This is a genomic window from Paractinoplanes tereljensis (genome assembly GCF_016862435.1).
Classification (GTDB): domain Bacteria; phylum Actinomycetota; class Actinomycetes; order Mycobacteriales; family Micromonosporaceae; genus Actinoplanes; species Actinoplanes tereljensis.
Genome location: NZ_BOMY01000034.1, coordinates 1 through 21,637 on the forward strand (window position 1 = coordinate 1; position 21,637 = coordinate 21,637).

Below are 21,637 nucleotides of genomic sequence, written 5' to 3' on the forward strand. Positions count from 1 at the left end.
GCGGCATCCGGCGCGGCATCCGGCGCGGCATCCGGCGCGGCATCCGGCGCGGCATCCGGCGCGGCATCCGGCGCGGCATCCGGCAGCAAATTGTCTGAGATCCCCGCCGCTAGCACGGCTTCCGGTGCGGCCGGCGACAGCACGGCGTCGGACGCCCCCGCCAACGGCGACGGCGACGGCGAGGCGGCGTCCTGGCCGGCGTCTGGCGCCAGGCAGCTGGACCGCGGGTCCGGCGAATTGGACCGCCGGGTTCGCCTCGACCTCGGTCTGGCCGGCCCGCACACCGTGCGGCTGTGGCGGGTCGACGCCACCCACGGCAACATTGCCGCACGCTGGACGGGCGGCGATTGGCCCACCGACGAGCAGTGGGCCGCGCTGAAGGACGCGGACGTCCTACCGGAGGCCGAACCACCCCGCCGACTGGAGCCGGGCGAGGACATCACCCTCGACCTGCCCAATCCCGGCATAGCGTTCGTGGAGATCCGCCCGCTGTGACCCGGCACCGCCGGACGCGTTGTGGTGCGCTCGCCAGACTCGGCGACGCCGACCGTTTGTTGAGGTCCGCTGGGTGCGACCTGGCACCGCCGAACGCGCCGGGATGCGCTCGCCGTGGCCCAGCGGCACCGAACGCGGTTGAAGTCCGCCCGGCCTATCCCGGCGCCGCCGCGCATTGTGGGGCGCCCGCCAGGACCCGGCGGCGCCGAACGTTGTTGAGGTCTGCCCGGTGTGCCCTGGCACCACCGGACATGTTGACTGTCAATACGACATCAACACGTGGCCGTCCATGTGTTGACGTCAATGTTGATGCAGTCAACACATCAATCTGGCTTTGCCGGGCCCGGCTAGGCGGGTCCGGGCTCGGCTCTCGCCAACCCGGCGACCGCCGGCCCGGATCACGATCGCCATTCGCCGGGCCGTCAGGGCAGTTCCGGCCCGGCGGCTTGCCAACCCCGGCGGCGGCCGGCTCGGACCACGATCGCCGCGACCGCCAGCAGCAGGACCAGGCCGGCGCCGATGCCGGCGAACAGCAGTGCCGAGTCCTGTGAGCGGGCTCGGCGGGCGGCCAGGGCCTCGGCCGCCGGGTCGCCGGGGCGCATCACCACCGGGGCCACCGGCGCGCGCTGGTCGGGGCCCAGCGACTCGGTCAGGGCACGGTAGGGGTTGAGCAGGCCGGCGCCGTACTCGGGGCTCTTCTCGCCACCGGGGGCCGGGTCAGCCGTCGCCGTCAGGCGGCGTTCCACCTCGTCGGGGGTCAGGCCGGGGTTGCGCTGCAGCAGCAGCGCCGCGGTGGCCGCCACGAACGGGGTGGAGAAGCTGGTGCCCTGCACGTTCGCGTGGCCGGAACCGCGAGCCGCCACCGTCACGGGAGCGCCGAAGGCCATCAGGTCCACGTAGTCGCCGTGCTGGGAGAAATCGGCCCGCACGCCGGCCGAGGTGACCGCGCCGACGCCGATCACGCCGTCGTCGGCGGCCGGGAACGGCAGCGGGTTGCCCTTGGTGGCGTTGTTGCCGACCGCGGCGACCACCACCACCCCGGCGTCGTGGGCGCGTTTCACCGCGGCGGTGACCTCGCCGTTGGGGTCGGTCATCACCAGCGAGAGATTGATCACCCGGACCTTGCCTTGGTCGACGGCCCAGTCGATGGCCTGCGCGAACTGCGCCGGTGTACCCCGGTCGCCGACGGCCTTGCCGTCGATCTCCTGCTGTTCGCTGATGCGGACCGGCACGATCGTCGCGCCGGGCGCCAGGCCCTGGAAACCGGTCTCACTGGTCGGCTGGGCGGCGATGATGCTGGCCACCCCGGTGCCGTGGTCGGCGCAGTCCTGCTTGGCGTCGGCGTCGGCGTGCAGGAAATCGCGGCCGTCGTCGACGTGTCCCCTGAGCTGCGGATGCCCGGCGTCCACACCGGAGTCGATGACCGCCACCCGCACGCCGGCCCCGGTCGCGAACGACGCTAAGTTCTTCGGCGCGTACACCTGGTCCTCCAAGGGTGTGCCCTTGAAAACCGACGCCTGTTTCGGCGCGCTGTCGCACACGTTCGCCGCCCACGCCGCCGGTGCGGGCAGCAGAAGCAGCACCACCGTGGCCGTCGCGGCCGCCAGAGCTCGCCTCAACACCGCCATCCCCCGTTCAACGATTCGGATGGATGGTACCGAGGGGGTACGACACCCGGTTGTGCCCGCCTGCGCCCCACAGTTAGGTTGTGGGAACCAAACTGCGGCGTCGTGAGGGAAACCGGTGAAAGTCCGGTGCGGTCGCGCCACTGTGAACGGGAGCCCGCTCCCGTGAGTCAGGACGCTCGCGCGCCGCAGCCTGCACGACGGGACGCGTCATCCCGCAAGGAGGTTCTCGCACCATGCCCAAGGCTCAGGCGGCACAACCGCTCACCACCCCGGCGGTCTCGCCGCGGCTTCTCTGGACGGCCCTCGCGGTCGTCGCCCTCATGCTGCTGCTCACCTACCTGGTCGCCTTCGACCAGGGCGCGGTGTCGCAGTCCGGCATGTACCTTCACGAGCTCATGCACGACGGCCGGCACCTACTCGGTGTCCCGTGCCACTGACCGGCCCCGCCCAGAGTTTCGGCGCCTTCCTCATCCGGGGACTGCTCGCCGGTCTGATCGCCGGCCTGCTGGCCGGCGTGTTCGCCTACACCGTGGGGGAACCCAAGGTCGACGCGGCCATCGCCATCGAGGAAGCCAACGCGCACGCGGCCGGTGACGACGGGCACCACGACGAGGAACTGGTCAGCCGCGACGGCCAGAAGGGCGGCCTGTTCCTGGCCACCGGCCTCTACGGCGCCGCGATGGGCGGCCTGCTCGCCACCGCGTACACGGTGCTGCGCCGCCGCCTGCGCACCCCGAACGACACCCGCGCCGCCCTCGGCCTCGCCGGAGCGGCCCTGCTCGGTGTGGTCCTGGTGCCGTACCTGAAATATCCGCCCAACCCGCCCGCCGTCGGCAACCCCGACACGATCAACCAGCGCACCATCAGCTACCTGGCGATCGTGGCGATCGGCCTGGTCGCCGTGTGGGCCGGCGTGATCGCCGCCCGCACCCAGCCGGTCGAGTGGCGGCAGGCCCTCGCCGGGGTGGCCGGGTTCCTGGTGGTCGTCGCCGTCGGATACCTGCTGCTGCCGACGATCAACGAGGTGCCCGACACGTTCCCGGCCGCGCTGCTGTGGAACTTCCGGATCGCCTCGCTCGGCACCCAGGCCGTCCTCTGGTCGGCCCTCGGCCTCGGCTTCGCCGCCCTGGCCACCCGCCCGGTCCGGGAACCGGCCCGCGAGGCCGTCCCCGTCGCCTGAGCAGCCCGCGGAGGCTCGCCACCAAAGCAAAAGCGAGCCTCCGCGGAAATCAACGAACCGCCGTGATCAGTACGACGTTCTTGCGCACCCGGAAGACACCGTCGGCCGCGATCCGCGCCGACACGATCTCGCCCGCCGCCGCAACCTGTTCGGCGGTCAGTGGCTCGCCGGCCATGCTGTTCAGGTAGTCGACCACCGGCGCCACAGCGGGCACGGCCAGATCCCCCGGATACCGCTCCACCCGTACGTCCTGGAATTTTTCAGAAACCAGGGCCGGACCGCTCTCCGCGTAGAAATCGCTCTGCCCGGCGCGCGGCATGATGTCGGGCCGGCCGATGGCCGTACTCAGCTCGGTAATCTCCGCCATGTGACCGTGACCGTTGGTGGCCACCGCAAGGCGGCCGCCAGGCCGCGAGACGCGGGCCAGTTCCCGCAGCACCGCCGCCGGATCATCGACGTGGTACAGCATGTGGTTGGCGATCACCGCGTCGAAGCTGCCGTCCGAAAACGGCAACGCCCCCGCGTCACACCGCCGCACCCGCACCCCCGGCAGATCCGCCAACCGCGCGCACATCGCCGGCGAGAAGTCCGTGACGGTCAGGTCGAGACCGTCGTGGCCCAGCCGCCGCCACAGCTCCCCGGTCCCAGCCCCCACTTCCAGGATCCGCCCCGACCGGGGCAGCCGCGACGCCAGCCACGAGAACCAGTCCTGCGGATTCGTCCCGTACTCGTGCAGCGCCATCCGGGCGGTCAGGTTCCCGGTGGTGGCCGCGTACTGGGTGGCGGCCTGCGCCGAGGGCGACGTCACGCCGAGACCTTCCTGGCCAGGAACTCCTTCACCACCGGCGCGATCACCGCGGCCTTCACGATGTGGGTCTGACCCGGCAGCGTGCGGTATTCCGCCGCCGGCAACGCCTCACTGAATGCCTTCGCACCATGGCGCATATACCGCGGGCTCTTACCACCGTCCATCACCAGCGCCGGGGCGCCCACCGCCGACCAGCGCCCCGCATCCAGCGGCACCCCACGCCCGGTCTCCCCGAGAATCCGCAGGTCATAAGGCAGGGTGTGCGCCACCCCGAGGAGCTTCTTCCACGCCGGCATCAACGGCATGAGGTGCACGAAAAACTTAGGCACCCCCACATGCACCATGAACTTCTTCACCGCCCCCGACCGGTCCCCGCGCGCGATCAGCGCCTCGGTGTCCCCGGTGAACGTCGCCTCCCGCGGCTCCCGGGATCCGTCGACGATGAACGGCGGCTCATACAACGCGAGCCGGGTCAGACCGGGCAGCCGGTTAGCCGCGTCAGCCGCCAGGACCGCCCCCGACGAGGTGCCGAACACCACCGCCGACCCACCGGCCACCGCCAGCACCGCCGCCAGATCCTCAATCTCCCGCTCCACCGACCAGGGCAGCGTGTCCCCGCTCTCGCCCCGCCCGCGCCGATCATAGGAGTAGACCGTGAAACTGCCGGCCAGCTCCGCCGCGAATCCCGCCGACGGCCCGTTGTCCCGGTAACTCATCGCCCCGTCGACCAGGATCAACGCCGGCCCGGACCCGACAGTCGCATAGCCGATCACGGATCCGTCGGCCGAAATGACAGTAGGCATGACAAAAAGTCCTTAAAGCTCGTTGACGAACAGGGTCCAGTCGGTCGGGTCATCGGCGAACAACACATGGTCCACCACCAGCGCCCCATGAAAACCCCGCAAAAACCTGAAAAGGCCGCCCGGCGTACGGACACCAAGCGTGTGCGCATTGACGAAGAACACCGAGCCCCCGCCCAGCACCGGGTCACCGATGCGCGGCTCAGACCCCAGGCCCAGCTTGGTATGCAGAGCAGCCCAGGTGGCCGGCCAGTCGGCAACCGGCGGCCCGAACACGGTGACCGAGCGCGCCTCCCGCCCCGGGAACCACCGCAGGTACTCAACAAGCGACGCGAAGAACATCGCCGTCCCGAACTGCATCGCCTCGTACTCGTCGGCCCAGTCGTCCCCCGGCAGGAACCCGCTGGTGACAGCACGCAGCACGGTCGCCGACCGGTCCCGGCCCTCGACCAGATACTCATACGCCACGAACCGCCCGTCCGCCCCCGGCGAACTCCCGTACGCGAACCGCGATGGCTCGGACCGCCCGGTCACCGTCCCCGCCGGAATCCACCCGTCCCCGAAATCGGTGCGCACCGCGTCCCCGTCTACCTCGGTCCGCCCGATGAACCACGACGAGATGCCCGGCCCGGTCGCGATAGCCGCCCACACCTGCTCCGGCGTGGCCTCGACCACCGCCTCCGACCGCGTCTCGAACTCCTTACCCACGATCGCCCTCCACCTGCGAATCCAGAGCCGGATGCACCGCGACAACCAGGCGATGCTTACGCCCCTCCGGGCTGTGATACTTCGACACGAGGTGGGTGACCGCACCCGCGAGCTCCTCGGCGAACGCGGCCCGCTCGGCCGGCGACGCGAACCGCACCTCCCCGTCCAGCGCGAACGTCGCCACCCGCTGCTTGGCCTGCGCACCCCCGGTGATCAGCGACCCCACATCCCGCACCAGCCGGGCCGCCAGAGCAAGCAGCCACCGCGCCGACAGCCGATCCGGTGCCCGCCCCGGGTCGGGCGCCACCGCCGACAGCGCGGCCGGCGAGATCACGAAGGACGCCGCGGTCGCCCGCAGCATCCGCTCGGTCACGTTGCCCTTGCGGCGCTCCTCGACCAGCTCGATCAGCCCGTGCTGCTCGAGCTGCCGCAGGTGATAGTTGACCTTCTGCCGGGGCAGCCCGACCCGGCCGGCCAGCATGGTGGCCGACCCCGGCGAGACCAGCTCGGCGAGCAACCGGCTGCGAATGGGATCGAGACTGACCTCGGCCGCGGCCGGATCCTCGATGACGGCGACATCGTGCATGCCCCCTACGAAACCACCGACAATAAAATTTGTCCAGAGGCTAAGCTGATCACCGTGACGGAGATCGACCACCTCCTGCGCCCGCACTGGCGAGCAGAACCCCTCACCCACAGCAACGCCAACGAGGTAACCGCCGGTGTCTGGCGCATCCACCGCGACCACGACACCGCCATCCTCAAACTCGCCGCCGCCCGGCGCCCAGGCGCCGCACCCCACCTCGCCGCCAGCGACGACCCAGGCCACTTCAACTACTGGCAAAGAGAAATCCGCGCGTACGAGGCCAGCCTGCCCCCAACCGCATTCCCCGGCATCCAGGCCCCTCAGCTACTGGCGGTGGACCACCAAGGCGACCGCACCGCGCTGTGGCTGGAGGACGTCCAGGGCACCCCCGGCCGCCACAGCACCCCCGCCGACCTGGCCGACCTCGCCCACCGACTGGGCACCGCCCAGGCCCGCTACGTGCACGACCGCCCCACCCACGAATGGCTGGCCCGCGACTGGCTACGCGACTACACCCTGGCCCTGCCCGTCCCCGACGACCTCGACTGGAACCACCCCGTAGCCCAAGCCACCTGGCCACCGTCCCTCCGCCAGGCCCTGCACCGCCTGTGGACCCACCGCCACGACCTGCTCGCCCTGGCCGACCACCTTCCGCGCACCCTCTGCCACCACGATGTGTGGCCGATGAACCTCATCCTCACCGACAGTGGCCCCACCCTGATCGACTGGGCGTTCGTCGGCCCCGGCGCCATCGGTGAGGACGCCGCCAACCTGGCGCTCGACACCTTCTTCGACGGCCTGATCGACATCCGCCACCTGGACGAGGTCCTGACCACCGTCACCGCCGCCTACGAGAAGGGCATCGCCCCCGCAGTAGACCCGGCCACAGCCCGCCGAGCCGTCAAGACCACCGGCGCCGCCAAGTACTTCTGGCTGGCCCCACGCATGCTGATGACCGCCGCCACCCCCACCCCCGCAAAGGCCGCCTACGACCAGCGCACCCTGGAAGCCACCTTCGCCGGCCGAGCCCCCGTCCTGACCGCCGTAACCACCTGGGCCGACGAGGTCCTGTCCAGCTGACCGTTCCGTGGCGCCCGACGCTCACACCCCGGCCTTCACGGGAGCAGGCGCAGCACTCCCGCCGGCGTGGCCCGGAAGCCGCATCCGTCCAGGTAGAAGTGCTCCAGGTGCGGTTCGAAGTCGACGTGCAGCCATTCGCAGCCGGCCGCGCGGGCCTCCGCGGTCGCCACCTCGACCAGCCGGGTGCCGACGCCGCGGTGCTGCCGGTCCGGGTCGACGGCCGTGTCCAGCAGAAACGCGTGGCTTCCGCCGTCCCAGCACACCTGCACGAACCCGATCAGCTCCCCGGCCTCGAACGCACCGACCCAGGTGAGCGCATGCCGGTCGAGCCGCCGGGCCCACGGCCGGACCTCCGCCGGATCACCCCCGAAGGCACGAGCGTGCAGCGCACTGACCTGCCGGTCATCGACGGCAAAGCGGACTTCGAGGTGCATCGTCACCCGGCAACGCTAGGAATCCACCGAGTCGAGGGCACCCCGATTTCCGGAAGTTGAGGGCCGGCCGCCCTCCAAAAGTCCAAGTCAGGATGCCGTTGATTCCTTTTTAGGGTTCAGCGTGGCCGGTGGCGGCGCGCACACCGCGTAGAGCGTCCTAGGATGATGGGGTCGGGGGAAAGTCCTGCCGGTGTGGTGGCTCGGCGCGGACGGTCGGCGCGCCTAGGCTCACCAGGCGATGAGCGACAACGACGCCACCCTGGAGACCCGTCCCTGCGCCCACTGTGGACGTCCCGTCCAGCAGCGCGCCTCGGCCGGGCGGCCGTTCCGGTACTGCCGGGACAACGACGGCGAGTGCCAGCGGGCCTCCCGCAACAACCGGATGCGGCACCGCTCCTCCCCCGGCCTGGCCGGGCAGGTGGCCCGCACCTGGGAGGTCGTCGACCGGCTCGACCAGCTGATGGAGACCCTGACCGACGCCCTGCACTCGGAGCTGTCCCCGGCCGGCGTCGAGCGCCAGCTCGCCGAGCTGCGCGCCGAGACCTCCACCCAGCTCGCCGCCGCCCACACCGAACGCGACGACGCCCGCCGCGACGCCGAACGGGCCGACGCCGCCGTGGCCACCGCCCAGCAGCTGACCGCGGCCGCGGCGGCCGAACGCGACGAGGCCCAGCACCGCGCCGAGGACGAGGAACGCAAGGCCACCGCCGCCGCGCAGGCAACCGAGGAGGCCACCAGCCAGCGCGACGAGGCCCGCCGCGAAGCCACCGCCGCGGCTGCCCTGCGCGAACGCGCCGAGACCGAACGCGACGCCGCCCGCGACGAGCTGACCGCCGCCCGCGAATCGGCCCGCGAGGAACTGGCCACCACCCGGGCCGAGCTGCAGAAGACCCGCCACGAGCGCGACGAGATCGAGCGTGACCTGGCGTCGAGCGTCCGCGAGGCGCAGAACGCCACCGCCCGGGCCGACGAGCTCCTCCAGGCGACCGAGGACCTGAAAACCGCCGGGCGCGAGCTGACCGACCAGCTGACGGCCGCCACCAAGACCACCGACGAGGTACGCCGGGAAGCCGCCACGGCCCGCACCACCGCCGAAGCGGAGCTCGCCCAGGTCCGGCTGGACCTGGCGACGGCGGTCACCGAACGCGACGCCGCCGCCCACGCCCGCGACGACCTGCGCCGCACCGCCGACCGCGCCACCCAGGACGTCACCGACCTGGAACGCCGCCTGTCCGCCGCCCGAGCCGAGGCCGAGGCCGCCCACGCCCGCGCCGCCCAGCTGTCCACCCAGGTCAGTGACCTGGCCTCGGCCTTGGCGTCGCTGGGCGCCCGCCCGCCCACGCCCCCGTCCCAGCCCACCCGAGCCACCGAGCCAACCCCCGCCGCCGGCTGACCCACCGACGCCTGGAGTGCCCTGAACGGGTCTCGCGGTGGGAGGAGTGCGGATTCTCACTGCCATCGTCGCGGGCGCCGGCCCGCCCGGCCGGCGACCGGCGGAGTTGTCGATCACCTGGTCATCGGTGCGGGGCTGGAATCGGGGGTCGTCGGGTGCGGCGGCCGGGTGGATGCGCCGGCGGCGGGTCAGTGGCGGGGCCAGCGGCTGCGGCGGTGGGATATTCGCCGCTCGGGCGGGGTATACAGCGAGTGTTCAGGTGCGTACCGGATTGATGCTGTCGGATCCCCGGCGGCGCTTCCGGACTCTGATGGTGGACAATCGGGGCGGCTTCCGGTCCGGAGGTGAAGCTTCGCTGAACTGTGCTCAGTTTCGGCGACCACCGGACGAATCTTTCCGGGCGTAGGGCGAAACGAGGCGAGGCTTTGTCGGGTAACCGGTCGAGTGACCGAGATCGCATCACCTGCAGAACACGCATAACCCCGTAAAGTGGACCAAGGTCCACTTCGCTGGGGGCGGGTGGTGACCGGTAAGGCCTGTCGCCGGTTACGCTCGTATCGTTAACACCACCGTCACAACGGTGGGCCGAAGCCTTGGCGACCGTGGAATCCCGCGGCCGCCCCTTTCGTTACACCAACGAGAGCAGCACCACGAGCGAGGGGAAAGCCGATCATGGGCGAACGCATGCTGCGCGGCAGCCGTCTTGGCGCAGTCAGCTACGAGTCCGACCGCAACACCGAGCTGGCTCCCCGTCAGACCCGAGAGTACCTGTGCGTCAAGGGTCACCAGTTCGAGGTGCCGTTCGCCGTCGACGCCGAGGTGCCGGTCACCTGGGAGTGCAAGTTCGACGGCAGCGTCGCCCGTCTGGTGGACGGCAACGAGCCCGAGCAGAAGAAAGCAAAGCCGCCGCGCACCCACTGGGACATGCTCCTGGAGCGGCGGTCGATCTCGGAACTCGAGGACATTCTCAACGAGCGGCTCCAGGAGGTTCGCACCCGCCGGGGCCGCTGATCCAGCACACAACGACGAAGGCCGACCCCGCGGGGTCGGCCTTCGTGCTTTCCAAGAACTGTTAGCGGACGACTTCGCCCTCGACGACCTCGCCCTCGATGGCGGCGGCCGGCGGGGTGTGCACGGGGGTCTGCTCCTCGACGACCACGACCGGCTCGCCGCGGCGGACCTTGACCCGGCGCGGGCCGAACAGGTCACCGGCGACGGCCGCGCCGACCTGACGTTCGGTGTAGCGCTCGATCCAGCGCCGGACGACCGGGCGGCCGATCAGCAGGAGCAGGCCGGCGACCGAGGAGAGGAAGCCGGGGATGGCCAGCAGCAGCGCGCCGGCCAGGCCGGCGAGGGAGTTGGCGACCTGCGGGCCCGGCGGGCGGCCCTCGGCGGCCGCGGCCTGGAAGCCGCGCCACCCCTTGATGCCCTCGCGGCGCAGCAGCAGCATGCCACCGATCTCGAAGGCGGCGAGAAGAAGCAGCGCCCAACCGGCCCCGAGCACGTGCGCCACGCTGATGAACACGGTGATCTCGGCGATCGCGAGCACGGCCAGGCCCAGGGGCAACAGGGCTATTCCTCGACGCTGCATGGTGTCCTCCGGGGGGTCATGCGTTCTTCATCCAGCATGACACGCCGATGCCCGGTCACGGCCAGGTGGAACCCTGCCGCTGCTTGCGGCCGAGGCGGCTCATCAATGCCGCCTTGCGCGCCTGCACACCCCACACGGTGACCCTGAGCAGCTGTTCCTTGAAAATGTTGCCGCTCATCTTGCTGACGCCGTGTTCGCGTTCGGTGAACGTGATGGGCACCTCAGCCATCCGGAAGCCGCTCTTGTAGCTGCGCCAGGCCAGCTCGACCTGGAACGAGTAACCGGTGGAGGCGACGGTGTCGACGTTGATGGCGTCCAGCACCGGCATCCGGTAGGCGCGATAGCCGCCGGTGGCGTCGCGGAACGGCAGGCCCAGCACCATCCGGATGTAGATGTTGCCGCCCCGGGAGAGCAGCAGCCGCTGCAGCGGCCAGTTGTGCACGCTGCCGCCGGGGATGTAGCGGGTGCCGAGCACCGCGTCGGTGTCGCGCAGCGCGTCGAGCAGCTTGTGCAGCTCCTCGGGGGCGTGCGAACCGTCGGCGTCCATCTCGACGACCGCGTCGTACCCCTTGTTCTTGGCCCAGGCGAAGCCGGCCTTGTAGGCGGCGCCGAGGCCTTCCTTGCCCGCCCGGTGCAGCACGAAGATGTGGTCGTCGGCGACGGAGAGTTCGTCGGCGATGGCACCGGTGCCGTCGGGCGAATTGTCGTCCGCAACGAGGATGTCGACCGCGGGAACCGCGCTGCGCACGCGTCCGCTGATCTTGCGGATGTTGTCCGCCTCGTTGTAAGTCGGGATGACCACGAGGACCCGTCCAACTCCCGGGTAGCCTTCCGCCTCGCTCACCGTTCCTCCGTCTTTACTTCCGCGTTGTCCCCGCTGGTACGACGCTTGCGCCGCAGCAGAAACGCACCGATGAAAGCGCCGGCCGCCAATACGACGCCCGACATCTCGGGCCAGATGCCCAAGCGAGTCGCCAGCGTACGCGACTCGTCCAGTTTCATGTCGCGCACCATGACCGCGGCTTCGTTGAATCCGCTCTCGTCGTGTACCTCGCCGTCGGTGCCGACAAACGCCGACACACCCACCGTTGACGCCATCAGCGATTCACGACCGTGCTCGACCGCGCGCAGCCGCACCATGGCCAATTGCTGGCGGGCCTCGGCGGCGTTGAAGGTGGCGTTGTTGGTCTGCACGGCGAGGATCTGGGCGCCGCCGGTGACGGTGTCGCGGACGATGCCGTCGTACGCGACCTCGAAGCAGATCACGTCGCCGAGGGTCAGCGCCGAGGTGCGGATGATGCCGGTGTGGTCCCCGGCCAGCATGTTCTTGACCAGGTCGACCTTGTCGGTGACCAGCCGGGCGACCGACCGCATCGGCATGTACTCGGCGAACGGCACCGGGTGCTGCTTGACGTACTCCTGGGTGAGGTCGGGCCCGGTGTTCGGGTTCCACAGAATGCCGGCGTTCTTGATGTCGGCGGGATTGTCGGTGCGCAGCACCGCGCCGACCAGAATGGGCGCGCCGATCGCATCGGCGGCGGCCGAAATCTCGGTCGCGGCGTCGGCATTACGCAATGGATCAATGTCGCTGGAGTTCTCCGGCCAGATGACAAGGTCGGGTTGGCGCTGTTTACCGTTCTTCACGTCTTCAGCGAGTTTTAATGTGGCGCTCGCGTGATTGTCCAGGACGGCTCGCCGCTGGGCGTTGAAGTCGAGGCCGAGGCGGGGCACGTTGCCCTGGACGATGGCGACGACCCGGCTGGTGTCGCCGGAGCCGCCGAGCGGCAGGGCGGCGGGCGCCACGATCAGGGCGGCCAGCGCCACCAGAAAGCCGAGGGAGCCACGATTCGGCCGCTGCCACACCAAGGCGGCCAGGCAGCCGCCGGCGGCGGCTACGGCGAACGTGACGAGCGGGGCCCCGCCGTAGGCGGCCAGGCGCAGCGACGGGGCGTCGCCCTGGCTGAACGCCAGCCGGCCCCACGGGAAGCCGCCGAACGGGGCGCGGTCGCGGGCCGCCTCCTGGGTGACCCAGAGCAGGCCGAGCAGCACCGGACACAGCGCCCGCCACCGGTCGAGCATCGGCGACAGCCAGGCGGTGGCCAGGCCGGTCAGGCCGACGAAGACCGCCTCGGCGCTGGACAGCAGGGCCCAGGGCAGCCAGCCGGCCGCGAAGCTGGTCCAGTTGAGCAGCGGGAAGAACAGCACGATGCCGGTGAGCAGGCCCAGCCCGAACCCGGCCCGCAGCCGCCGCCGGTGGCTGGCCACCCCGAGCAGGGCGACCCCGGCCGGGGACAACCACCACAGGTCGTACGGCGGGAGGGCCAGCAGGAGGGCGGCCCCGGCGAGCAGGGCGAGCGGCAGCGCGAACGTCAGCCGCAGCGGCTCGGGCCGGCCGTCGGGCCCGCTGACCTGGGGTGCGGCCGGCGGCTGCAGCGTCATTTCCACCCGCGGAAGGCTACCGGGCGGAAAACGCGGGCGGAACTGCGGGAACGGAGAAGGCGCGGCCGGGTAGGCCGCGCCTCGGGTGCCTCTCGCGCTCCCGGGCACGGCCGGTGGGTCAGTGGGTGGTCTCGTACGCCTTCGGACCGGCTTGCCGCGGACTGGCTGTCCCCGCCGAGCCGTTGTCTACTGGTGCCGGTACAACCCCCTGCCCCACCGACGCGACGATCGGTCCGCTGCCGCTCCGTCGACCCCCACCCCCTGGACCTGGCTGAACGCGCGACCCCTGCGAGGACTGCGGCCAGTGGGAGGAGGAACAGATTAGACATCGATCGCTCGCCGTACCTAGGACCTGAAGAAGGTACGTCCCGCCCCCGGTGGCCTGTCAATCGCCCTCCCCGTGCTTGGGCGTGTCGCGTTGTTGGGCGTGTCATGTCCCGTACCCGATCGGGTTACAGCGTGTTCAACAAGGCGGTCGCAGCGTGGCGATGATCAATGGCTAACAGCCCGGCGGCGGCGAGCACGTACCGCTCGTCGATCACCGTACGGGCGGTAGCCGGGGCGGCCCAGCCGCCGGCCGTGTCGGCCAGCACCGCGTTCAGGACATATGCGCCGCCACCGTGGCGAAGTACCCCGCCGGAGCCGACGACGAGGCGGACGTCGCGCAGGTCCCGGCCGCCGGTGCGGGGCCGGCCCGGTCCCGGAGAGTGACCGCGGGCGTGCCGGCGCAGGGCGATCACGGCCGCGACGGCGGCGAGATCCCGGTCACGCTCCGCCGACGGATGGTTTTCAGTGGTTGAAAGTGCCAATTTCTCGACTGTGGCCGCGGCCACAGTGCCGCCGGCACCGACCGCGACGCCGAGGTCACCCTCCACAGTTCTGGATCTCCACAGGGTGCCGGCCACGTCGCGCTGCGGGCCGTTCTCGGCCTCGGCGTCGGGCAGCAGCGCCGAGTACACGTCGGTGGTCGCCCCGCCGACGTCGACGACCAGCACCCCGGCCCCGGTGAGGTCGGCGAGCAGCTCGACCCCGGCCAGGACGGCGTCGGGGGTGGCGGCCCGCACCAGCGAGGCGAACCGGCGGCCCTTGGACAGCCGTTTGCCGCCGATCACGTGCCGCAGGAACACGTCCCGGATCGCCGCCCGGGCCGGTCCGGGGTCGAGCTCGCCGATCTTCGGCAGGACGTTGGCGGTAACGGTCACCGGGATGCCCCGATCGGCGAGGAGCGTCGCCGCGTCGGAAGAAAAGAAAGAGTTGCCGGCCACCACGACCGGCAAGCGCAGCCGGGAGGTGGCCAGGCGGCGGGCGTTGTGCAGCAGGACCGCCGCGTCGCCGCCGTCGGTGCCGCCTACGAGGAGGATCACGTCCGGCCGGGCGGCGCGCAGGGCGGCCACCGCGGTGCCGTCGAGCGGGCCGGCGGCGACGTGCACGACCTGGGCACCGGCCGACAACCCGACCCGGTGCCCGGCCTCGGCGGTGACAAGCGATTCGTAGCCGACGACGGCGAGCCGCAGACCTCCTCCGGCACTGCTGCAGACGTACACCCCATCGGCGAAGCCGCCCACTTGGGCGACGGCCTCATCGAGGCCGGCCAGGACGTCGGTCGCGGAGGTTGTCGGCACTTCGGCCCGGGCGGTCATCTCGCCCGAGGCGAGATCGATCCGGGCGGCCTTGGTGTACGTGGAACCGACGTCGACGCAGACGGCCGCCGTCATCCCTTCGGCGGCACGACGACCGTGCCGGTGGCGGTGACCGCGACGATCGGCTCGTCCAGGACGGCCGCCGCCGAGCCGCCGGTCCCCCGGCAGACGACCCGCGACTCGAACGCGATGCGGCGCGACCGGGTGCCCATCTTGACGACCTTCGCGGTGATCTCCAGGACATCGCCGGCCTGCACGGGTGCCTTGAACTGGACGTCGTCGTAGGAGGCGAACAGGCCCTCGTCGCCGTCGAGCTGGATGCACACCTCGGTGGCGACGTCGCCGAACAGGCCCAGCGAGTAAGCGCCGTCGACGAGGTTGCCGGCGTAGTGGGCGTGCGAGTACGGCACGTAGCGACGGTGGGTGACGGTGATCATAAGGCTGCCTTTGTTCCGGTCAAGGGTGGTGGCGGGGCGGTCGGACGGGCGGTGAGGGCGTGGACTAGGTAGGAGGCGACCTCGCGGGGGGTGGTGCCCCGGCCGAAGATCCGGTCGACGCCCAGCTCACCAGCCATGAGCTCGTCGAAGCGCGGGCCGCCGACGATCAGCAGCGGCCGTTTGCCCTCCGGCAGGGCCTCCCGGAAGGCGGCCGACATGGCCCGGGTGTTCTGCAGGTGGGCGTCGCGCTGGGTGACGACCTGCGAGACCAGGACGGCGTCGGCCTTCTGCGCGCGGGCGGTCTCGACGAGTTCCGGTACCGAGACCTGGGCGCCCATGTTGGTGACCGCGAGCTCCCGGTAGTACTCGAGGCCCTTCTCCCCCGCGATGCCCTTGAGGTTGAGGATGGCGTCGATGCCGACGGTGTGCGCGTCGGTGCCGATGCACGCCCCGACCACGTTGAGACGGCGCCGCAGCCGGCGTTTGATGACGGCGTTGACCTCTTTGGCGCTCAGCAGCGGGAAGTCCCGCTCGACGACCACCACCTTCTCGGTGTCGACCAGGTGATTGACCTTGCCGTAGACCACGAAGAAGGTGAACCCGTCGCCCATCTGCTTGGCGTGCACCAGCATCGCCGGGTCCATCCCCATCTTCCCGGCGAGTTGCAGTGCGGCCCCTTCGGCCCGCTTGTCATGCGGAATCGGCAGCGTGAACGACAGCTGCACCATCCCGTCCCCGGTGGTGTCCCCGTAGGGCCGGATGATCGTCATGCTTCCAGGGCCTCCGTCACCGGGTTGTAGTAGCCGTCCTCGTGCTTGGCTACGCCGTCCAGGCCCTTGCCTCGGTCGGCGGGGCGTTTCATGATGCCGAACGTGCCGTCGGCGATGGCGTTGAGCAGGGTGTCGTCGGCGATCCGGTCGAGCAGGTCTACCGCCTCCGAGAGGACCCGCTCGGCTCGCTGCTGGATGAAGCCGCCCGGGGCGGGGACGAAGTCCTCGTGCAGGTTGCCGGCGCCGGCCAGGACGTAGCGGACGTTCTGCAGGGCGATGTCGCGGTCGGACAGCCACGGCGTCACCACCGCCTCGGTCATCATGCCGACCAGCAGGATGCCCTGGCCGGTCAGCGCGCCGACCAGGTTGAAGAAGCCGTCCAGCAGGTTGCCGCGGAAGACGTCGCCGGTCATGTGCTTGGTCGGGGGCATCCACTTGAGCGGGGCATCCGGGAACAGCTCCCGGGCCAGCAGGGCGTGCGCCAACTCCAGGCGGAACGACTCGGGGACCTCGGGGTTGATCTCGAAGGCGTGGCCCAGGCCCAGCTGCCAGTCGGCCAGGCCGGCCTCGTGTGCGAAGAACTCGTTGAGCAGCTGCGACACCGTCACCGTGTGGGCCGCCTCGACGGCGTCCGCCGTGGTCAGGTAGTTGTCCTCGCCGGTGTTGATGATGATGCCGGCCCGGGCGTGCACCTGCCTCGAGAAGCGCTGGTCGACGAAGGTGCGGATCGGGTTGATGTCGCGGAACAGGATGCCGTACATCGAGTCGTTCAGCATCATGTCCAGGCGTTCCATACCGGCCATCGCGGCCATCTCCGGCATGCACAGCCCGGACGCGTAATTCGTCAGCCGCACGTAGCGGCCCAGCTCCTTCGACGTCACGTCCAGGGCTGCCCGCATCAGCCGGAAGTTCTCCTGGGTGGCATAGGTGCCGGCGAAACCCTCCCGGGTGGCGCCTTCGGGCACGTAGTCCAGCAGCGACTGGCCGGTGGACCGGATCACCGCGATGATGTCGGCACCGGCCCGCGCGGCCGCCTGGGCCTGCGGGATGTCCTCGTAGATGTCGCCGGTCGCGACGATCAGATAGATCCACGGACGTTGCTGCGGATCGCCGTACCGCTTGATCAGCCGGTCCCGCTCGGCCCGGCGCCGATCAACGACCTTGAGGCCGTCGCCGGTCGCTCTTTTCGCGGCCCGCCGGGCCGCGGTGGCTTCCGCTTTCTTGGCCGGTACGGCGAATCGCACCGCTCCCGCCGCGGCCTTCTGCGCGAGCACCGTGATGTCGTCGACGCCGGTGGTCCGCATCGCGTGGAACACCGGCAGCGACACCCCATGCCCCAGCCCGACATCGGCGCGCACCGCGTCGACCAGGCGGTTCACCCACGGGATGCCGTCCGAGTCGGCGCCGTGCACGCCGGCCAGGCGCAGCACGGCCCGTTCCACCGACACCGTGGTGTGTGACCGGGCCAGCTCGACGACGGGACCGCCCGCCCGCTCGGCGAGCCGACGCGCCTTCGCGACGACCGTCGGGTCCAGATTCAGCTTCCCGGCCACACCATGTCCTCCCTACGCTTCGAAGATCGTTTCGCCGGCTACGACCGTGCGCCGGCACACCGGCCGCGCCGGCACCACCCCGTCGATGTCCGCCAGCAGCGCCGGCAGGCCGTCCCGGACCCCGCCCGGGGTCTCCCACACCGCGAACGTGGCCTGCGCGCCCGGGACGAGCACGCCGGCCCGGTCGACACCCGCCGCCCGCCAGCCGCCGCGGCTGGACGCCGCGAACGCCGCCCGCACGGTCATCCGGTAGACCGGATTGCGCGGCGCGGCCGCGGCCACCACCACCGCCCACGGATCCAAAGCGGTCACCGGAGAATCAGAACCGAAGGCCAGGGGTACGCCGGTGGCGTGCATCGCGCCGATCGGGTTGCTGGCCAGGGCCCGCTCGACGCCGAGGCGCTGGGCGTACATCCGGTTGTTGCCACCCCACAGGGCGTCGAAGACCGGCTGCACCGACGCGGTCACGCCGAACTCGACCATCCGCGCGATCATCGGCTTGTCGATCAGCTCGACGTGCTCGACCCGGTGCCCGGCGGCCCGCACCTCGTCCACCCCGACCTGCTTGGCGGCCAGGGCAAAACCGTCCAGGATCGTCTCGATCGCGGCGTCGCCGATCGCGTGGAAACCGCCCTGCACGCCCACCCGCATGCACTCCAGGAGGTGCTCGGCGGCCTGCTCGGCGGTCACGAACGCCTCACCCAGGCCGTGGTCACCGTCGTGGTAGGCGTGCCGCACCGCCGCCGTCCGGGAACCGAGGGCGCCGTCCGCGTACAGATCGCCGGCCGCGCCGACCGCGCCGAGGTCCCGGGCCCGCTCGGCGCCGCCCAGCTCACCCCAGTAGCCGTACACCCGGGGCAGGCCCTGACCGCCCAGCGCGAGCACCGACCGCAGGTCTTCCTCGCTGGAGGTGCCGGGGCCGGCACACTCGTGCACCGCGGCGATCCCCATCGACGCGGCCCGGCTCAGGAAGGTGCGCTGCGCCGCCGTCCGCTGCGCCGGGGTCAAAGCGTCGAGCGCCACCGCCCGTACCGCATGGTGGGCCTGTTCCCGCACCCAGCCGGAAGCGTCGAAACCCGCCACACCTTCCGCGGCACCCAGCAGCGACGCCGACACCAGGGCGGAATGCACCGACGCCTGCGACAGGTAGGTGCGGCGACCGCCGGCCGCCCGCTCGATCTCGGCCGCCGACGGCGGAGTCTGCTCCGCCCAGGTCGACTCGTCCCAGCCGTGCCCGTGCACCACGCCGTCGGCCGGGCGGGTCGCGGCGAACGCGGCCACCCGGTCGAGCAGCTCGCCGGCCGAGCGCACGTCGGACAGGTCGAGACCGTCGAACGCCAGGCCGGAATCGGTCGAATGCACATGCGCGTCCACGAACGCCGGGGTGACCAGGGCCTGGTCGAGGTCGACGGTCCGGTCGGCGGACGGGGCGTCACCCGGGTCGCCGAGCCACGCGATGTTGCCGTCGCGGACCAGCATGGCGGTGGCCCGCGGGTCGGCGGCGGAGTAGAAGCGGCCGTTGGTGTAGAGAACCGAGGGGAGGTGCGTCATACGCGTCAGTGTCCCGCTACCCGCGACTCGAACAGTTGCCGCACCGCCGGGACACGGCGCACCAGGTCGACCGCGAACTCGGCGTGACCGGGGACGAAACCGTTCCCGATGAGCATCGTCACATCGGCGGCCAGACCCTCGGCGCCGAGCGCGGCGGCCGGGAAGCTGGTCGCCATCGAGAAGAAGATGACCGTGCCGCCGGGGGCGGTGGCCAGGATCGCGCCGTGCTCGCAGCCGGGCACGTCGACGCAGACCACGGTGATCGTCACCGGCTCGCCCACCGCCTCCGCGACCGCGACCGGGTTCCGCGCGTCGGCGACCGCGACCGCGTCGGCCAGGCCCCCTTGTCTTACCGCGGCCGCCTCGGTCTCGTCCCGGACGATCGCCGTCGTGCGCGCGCCGGCCAGCCGGGCCGCGGCCAGCGACAGGGAGCCGCTCTTGCCGGCGCCGCCCAGCACCGCGACGGTCACCTCGCCGTCGTATTCGCGGACAATCCGGTCAGTCAGCGCCGGTGCACCGCACACGTCGTAGACGGCCAGGGCCAGCTCGGGCTCCAGATCCTCCGGAAGCACACCGACCACCGAGCGGCCGAACAGGATCGCCGTACCCTCTGCTGGGATTTGCTCGGATTTTCCGTCCCATTGCTGGAGACCGTCGGTGATCCGGAGCGGGGTCAAGGTCAACGACACCAGAGTGGCTACCCGGTCGCCCGGCTTCAGGCCCAGCGGGGACTCCGAGCCGACCTCCTCGACGACGCCGATCAGCATGCCGCCCGAGCCGGTCACCGGGTTGTGCATCTTGCCGCGGGTCTCGATGATCCCGGCGACCTCGGCCCGGACCTTCGCGCCGTCGCCGCCGTGCTTCTCGGCCAGCTGACGGAAGCTCGCCGCGTCGAGGTTGAGCCGCCGCACCGCGATGCGCACCTCGTCGGCGGCGATCTCCGGGCTGGCGTCCAGGCGCCAGGCCGCCTGCGGCAGCACACCGGCCGGCTCGAGGACCCGCCGCAGACCCACAGAAGCTGACACGTTTCCCACCTTTACCAAGAAATCAAGAAGCTCAAGCCGCCGTCATACCGTAAATCCTACGGAGACTAGCTTTCTAGACGAAAAAATATCCAGTACGTTGGAGCCACTGTCGCTTCCCGGGAGGCATCGATGAACGGCCAGCCCTACGAATACCAGCGCCGTCCGCTCGTCGAGCCGGACTGGACCCGATTCCCGGGCTGGCGTGACGTCACCGCCGCCCAGTGGGAGTCCGCCCAGTGGCAGCGGGTCAACTGCGTCAAGAACATCAAGCAGCTCCGCGCGGTCATGGGTGACCTGCTCGACGAACGGTTCTACGTCGACCTCGAAACCGACCAGCAGCGCCTGGCCACCATGTCGATGCTGATCCCGCCGCAGATGGTCAACACCATGGTGCCCGACCGCACCCCCGACACGGAGTCGTTCTACAACGACCCGGTCCGCCGCTACATGCTCCCGGTCGCCACCGACCGGCACCTGGAGTGGCCGTCACACCCGCACGCCACCCGCGACTCGCTGCACGAGCACGACATGTGGGTCGCCGAGGGCCTCACCCACCGCTACCCCACCAAGGTGCTCGCCGAGTTGCTGTCCACCTGCCCGCAGTACTGCGGGCACTGCACCCGGATGGACCTGGTCGGCAACAGCACCCCCACGGTCGACAAGCTGCGCTTGTCTCTCAAACCCGTCGACCGCTACGACGCCCACCTGGCCTATCTCAAGGCCCACCCGGGCGTACGGGATGTGGTGGTCTCCGGCGGCGACGTCGCCAACGTGCCCTGGAAGCAGCTCGAGGCGTACCTGATGGGTCTGCTCTCGGTGCCGACCGTGCGGGACATCCGGCTGGCCACCAAGGCCCTGATGGGTCTCCCCCAGCACTGGCTGCTGCCGGACGTCGTCGAGGGGATGCAGCGGGTCGCCATCACCGCCTCCCGGCGCGGCGTCAACCTGGCCGTGCACACCCACGTCAACCACGTGAACTCGCTGACCCCGCTGGTCGCGCGGGCCGCCCAGACGCTGCTCGAGGTGGGTGTGCGGGACGTCCGCAACCAGGGCGTCCTGATGCGCGGCGTCAACGCCACCACTGAAGACCTGCTGGATCTGTGCTTCGGGCTGCAGGGCGAGGCCGGCATCCTGCCCTACTACTTCTACATGTGCGACATGATCCCCAACGCCGAGCACTGGCGGGTTCCGGTCTGGCACGCCCAGCAGCTGCAGCACGACATGATGGGCTACCTGCCCGGTTACGCCACCCCGCGGATCGTCTGCGACGTGCCGTTCGTCGGCAAGCGCTGGGTGCACATGCTCACCGACTACGACCGCGAGCACGGCATCTCGTACTGGACCAAGAACTACCGCACCTCCCTGGAGGCCGACGACGCCGAGGCGTTGTCCAAGCAGCACGCGTACTACGACCCGATCGACACGCTGCCCGAATCCGGGCAGGCGTGGTGGCGTAAGCAGGCGGCCGAGGACTGAACTCCCAGGGGATGACGAGAGGGGCCCCGGTCACCCGGAGCCC

Annotated in this window: 22 protein-coding genes and 1 riboswitch; of the genes, 7 read left to right on the forward strand and 15 right to left on the reverse strand. The window is 70.9% G+C overall.

The window, feature by feature from the left end; genetic code table 11:
* Nucleotides 1-90 precede the first annotated feature (90 nt).
* Nucleotides 91-495 carry a hypothetical protein gene (locus Ate02nite_RS25125; protein WP_203809709.1) on the forward strand — a complete coding sequence of 135 codons (405 nt, stop codon included), beginning with the start codon at nt 91-93 and terminating at the stop codon, nt 493-495.
* 422 nt (nt 496-917) lie between these two features.
* Here Ate02nite_RS25125 and mycP read toward each other — a convergent pair whose 3' ends face one another.
* On the reverse strand, nt 918-2,114 hold the full coding sequence (mycP, locus tag Ate02nite_RS25130; RefSeq protein ID WP_239147666.1) for a type VII secretion-associated serine protease mycosin: 1,197 nt from the start codon (nt 2,112-2,114) through the stop codon (nt 918-920).
* 88 nt (nt 2,115-2,202) lie between these two features.
* A riboswitch (adenosylcobalamin (AdoCbl) riboswitch) is annotated at nt 2,203-2,348 on the forward strand.
* Nucleotides 2,349-2,356: 8 nt separating this feature from the next.
* On the opposite strand from mycP, the gene Ate02nite_RS25135 reads away from it, so the two are divergent.
* The gene (locus Ate02nite_RS25135) at nt 2,357-2,560 is read left to right on the forward strand and encodes a CbtB domain-containing protein (protein ID WP_203809714.1); all 204 of its coding nucleotides are present in this window, start codon (nt 2,357-2,359) and stop codon (nt 2,558-2,560) included.
* Entirely contained in the window at nt 2,551-3,303 is a 753-nt protein-coding gene (locus Ate02nite_RS25140) for a CbtA family protein (RefSeq protein ID WP_203809716.1), read from the forward strand. Before Ate02nite_RS25135 ends, Ate02nite_RS25140 begins: the two co-directional genes overlap by 10 nt.
* A gap of 49 nt (nt 3,304-3,352) precedes the next feature.
* On the opposite strand, the gene Ate02nite_RS25145 is transcribed toward Ate02nite_RS25140, so the two are convergent.
* The 4 genes from Ate02nite_RS25145 to Ate02nite_RS25160 all read right to left on the reverse strand — a co-directional run bounded on the left by Ate02nite_RS25145 (nt 3,353) and on the right by Ate02nite_RS25160 (nt 6,205).
* Entirely contained in the window at nt 3,353-4,111 is a 759-nt protein-coding gene (locus tag Ate02nite_RS25145; RefSeq protein ID WP_239147667.1) for a class I SAM-dependent methyltransferase, read from the reverse strand.
* Nucleotides 4,108-4,848: an alpha/beta fold hydrolase gene (locus Ate02nite_RS25150; protein WP_239147668.1), complete on the reverse strand. Its 741-nt coding sequence runs from the start codon at nt 4,846-4,848 to the stop codon at nt 4,108-4,110. The genes Ate02nite_RS25145 and Ate02nite_RS25150 overlap by 4 nt, the downstream gene beginning before the upstream one ends.
* Nucleotides 4,849-4,926: 78 nt before the next feature.
* Entirely contained in the window at nt 4,927-5,619 is a 693-nt protein-coding gene (locus Ate02nite_RS25155; RefSeq protein ID WP_203809720.1) for an SRPBCC family protein, read from the reverse strand.
* Nucleotides 5,612-6,205, reverse strand: a complete 594-nt coding sequence (locus tag Ate02nite_RS25160; protein ID WP_203809722.1) for a winged helix-turn-helix domain-containing protein — start codon at nt 6,203-6,205, stop codon at nt 5,612-5,614. The genes Ate02nite_RS25155 and Ate02nite_RS25160 overlap by 8 nt, the downstream gene beginning before the upstream one ends.
* A gap of 54 nt (nt 6,206-6,259) precedes the next feature.
* Between Ate02nite_RS25160 and Ate02nite_RS25165 the strand changes: the two genes are divergently transcribed.
* Entirely contained in the window at nt 6,260-7,285 is a 1,026-nt protein-coding gene (locus Ate02nite_RS25165) for a phosphotransferase (protein WP_239147669.1), read from the forward strand.
* A 35-nt stretch (nt 7,286-7,320) separates the two neighbouring features.
* Here the strand turns inward: Ate02nite_RS25165 and Ate02nite_RS25170 are convergent, their stop codons facing one another.
* Nucleotides 7,321-7,719 (reverse strand): GNAT family N-acetyltransferase, encoded by a 399-nt coding sequence (locus Ate02nite_RS25170; protein ID WP_203810384.1) that lies wholly within the window; start codon nt 7,717-7,719, stop codon nt 7,321-7,323.
* 238 nt (nt 7,720-7,957) lie between these two features.
* Between Ate02nite_RS25170 and Ate02nite_RS25175 the strand changes: the two genes are divergently transcribed.
* Nucleotides 7,958-9,112 (forward strand): serine/threonine protein kinase, encoded by a 1,155-nt coding sequence (locus Ate02nite_RS25175; protein ID WP_203809724.1) that lies wholly within the window; start codon nt 7,958-7,960, stop codon nt 9,110-9,112.
* A gap of 672 nt (nt 9,113-9,784) precedes the next feature.
* Nucleotides 9,785-10,123: an RNA polymerase-binding protein RbpA gene (locus Ate02nite_RS25180; RefSeq protein ID WP_203809726.1), complete on the forward strand. Its 339-nt coding sequence runs from the start codon at nt 9,785-9,787 to the stop codon at nt 10,121-10,123.
* 61 nt (nt 10,124-10,184) lie between these two features.
* On the opposite strand, the gene Ate02nite_RS25185 is transcribed toward Ate02nite_RS25180, so the two are convergent.
* The 9 genes from Ate02nite_RS25185 to kdd all read right to left on the reverse strand — a co-directional run bounded on the left by Ate02nite_RS25185 (nt 10,185) and on the right by kdd (nt 20,118).
* Nucleotides 10,185-10,703 carry an FxsA family protein gene (locus Ate02nite_RS25185; protein WP_203809727.1) on the reverse strand — a complete coding sequence of 173 codons (519 nt, stop codon included), beginning with the start codon at nt 10,701-10,703 and terminating at the stop codon, nt 10,185-10,187.
* A 55-nt stretch (nt 10,704-10,758) separates the two neighbouring features.
* Nucleotides 10,759-11,547, reverse strand: a complete 789-nt coding sequence (locus Ate02nite_RS25190; protein ID WP_239147670.1) for a polyprenol monophosphomannose synthase — start codon at nt 11,545-11,547, stop codon at nt 10,759-10,761.
* Nucleotides 11,544-13,142 carry an apolipoprotein N-acyltransferase gene (lnt, locus tag Ate02nite_RS25195; protein ID WP_203810388.1) on the reverse strand — a complete coding sequence of 533 codons (1,599 nt, stop codon included), beginning with the start codon at nt 13,140-13,142 and terminating at the stop codon, nt 11,544-11,546. Before lnt ends, Ate02nite_RS25190 begins: the two co-directional genes overlap by 4 nt.
* Before the next feature lie 452 nt (nt 13,143-13,594).
* A complete protein-coding gene (locus Ate02nite_RS25200) occupies nt 13,595-14,857 on the reverse strand; it encodes a glutamate mutase L (protein ID WP_203809728.1) in 1,263 nt (420 codons plus the stop codon).
* On the reverse strand, nt 14,854-15,219 hold the full coding sequence (gene kal, locus Ate02nite_RS25205; protein ID WP_203809729.1) for a 3-aminobutyryl-CoA ammonia lyase: 366 nt from the start codon (nt 15,217-15,219) through the stop codon (nt 14,854-14,856). The genes Ate02nite_RS25200 and kal overlap by 4 nt, the downstream gene beginning before the upstream one ends.
* Entirely contained in the window at nt 15,216-15,989 is a 774-nt protein-coding gene (gene kamE, locus Ate02nite_RS25210) for a lysine 5,6-aminomutase subunit beta (protein WP_203809730.1), read from the reverse strand. Before kamE ends, kal begins: the two co-directional genes overlap by 4 nt.
* Entirely contained in the window at nt 15,986-17,542 is a 1,557-nt protein-coding gene (gene kamD / locus Ate02nite_RS25215) for a lysine 5,6-aminomutase subunit alpha (RefSeq protein WP_203809731.1), read from the reverse strand. The genes kamE and kamD overlap by 4 nt, the downstream gene beginning before the upstream one ends.
* 12 nt (nt 17,543-17,554) lie before the next feature.
* Nucleotides 17,555-19,093 carry an amidohydrolase gene (locus Ate02nite_RS25220; RefSeq protein ID WP_203809732.1) on the reverse strand — a complete coding sequence of 513 codons (1,539 nt, stop codon included), beginning with the start codon at nt 19,091-19,093 and terminating at the stop codon, nt 17,555-17,557.
* A gap of 5 nt (nt 19,094-19,098) precedes the next feature.
* Nucleotides 19,099-20,118, reverse strand: a complete 1,020-nt coding sequence (kdd, locus tag Ate02nite_RS25225; RefSeq protein ID WP_203809734.1) for an L-erythro-3,5-diaminohexanoate dehydrogenase — start codon at nt 20,116-20,118, stop codon at nt 19,099-19,101.
* A 129-nt stretch (nt 20,119-20,247) separates the two neighbouring features.
* On the opposite strand from kdd, the gene Ate02nite_RS25230 reads away from it, so the two are divergent.
* Nucleotides 20,248-21,594 (forward strand): KamA family radical SAM protein, encoded by a 1,347-nt coding sequence (locus tag Ate02nite_RS25230; protein WP_203809736.1) that lies wholly within the window; start codon nt 20,248-20,250, stop codon nt 21,592-21,594.
* The last annotated feature ends 43 nt before the right edge of the window (nt 21,595-21,637 follow it).

Coding starts and splice junctions, on each gene's coding strand:
- Ate02nite_RS25230 (WP_203809736.1), top strand. CDS start 20,248: ATGAACGGCCAGCCCTACGAATACCAGCGCCGTCCGCTCGTCGAGCCG.
- Ate02nite_RS25135 (WP_203809714.1), top strand. CDS start 2,357: ATGCCCAAGGCTCAGGCGGCACAACCGCTCACCACCCCGGCGGTCTCG.
- Ate02nite_RS25220 (WP_203809732.1), bottom strand. CDS start 19,093: ATGACGCACCTCCCCTCGGTTCTCTACACCAACGGCCGCTTCTACTCC.
- Ate02nite_RS25180 (WP_203809726.1), top strand. CDS start 9,785: ATGGGCGAACGCATGCTGCGCGGCAGCCGTCTTGGCGCAGTCAGCTAC.
- Ate02nite_RS25200 (WP_203809728.1), bottom strand. CDS start 14,857: ATGACGGCGGCCGTCTGCGTCGACGTCGGTTCCACGTACACCAAGGCC.
- kal (WP_203809729.1), bottom strand. CDS start 15,219: ATGATCACCGTCACCCACCGTCGCTACGTGCCGTACTCGCACGCCCAC.
- lnt (WP_203810388.1), bottom strand. CDS start 13,142: ATGACGCTGCAGCCGCCGGCCGCACCCCAGGTCAGCGGGCCCGACGGC.
- Ate02nite_RS25160 (WP_203809722.1), bottom strand. CDS start 6,205: ATGCACGATGTCGCCGTCATCGAGGATCCGGCCGCGGCCGAGGTCAGT.
- Ate02nite_RS25175 (WP_203809724.1), top strand. CDS start 7,958: ATGAGCGACAACGACGCCACCCTGGAGACCCGTCCCTGCGCCCACTGT.
- kamE (WP_203809730.1), bottom strand. CDS start 15,989: ATGACGATCATCCGGCCCTACGGGGACACCACCGGGGACGGGATGGTG.
- Ate02nite_RS25170 (WP_203810384.1), bottom strand. CDS start 7,719: ATGCACCTCGAAGTCCGCTTTGCCGTCGATGACCGGCAGGTCAGTGCG.
- Ate02nite_RS25185 (WP_203809727.1), bottom strand. CDS start 10,703: ATGCAGCGTCGAGGAATAGCCCTGTTGCCCCTGGGCCTGGCCGTGCTC.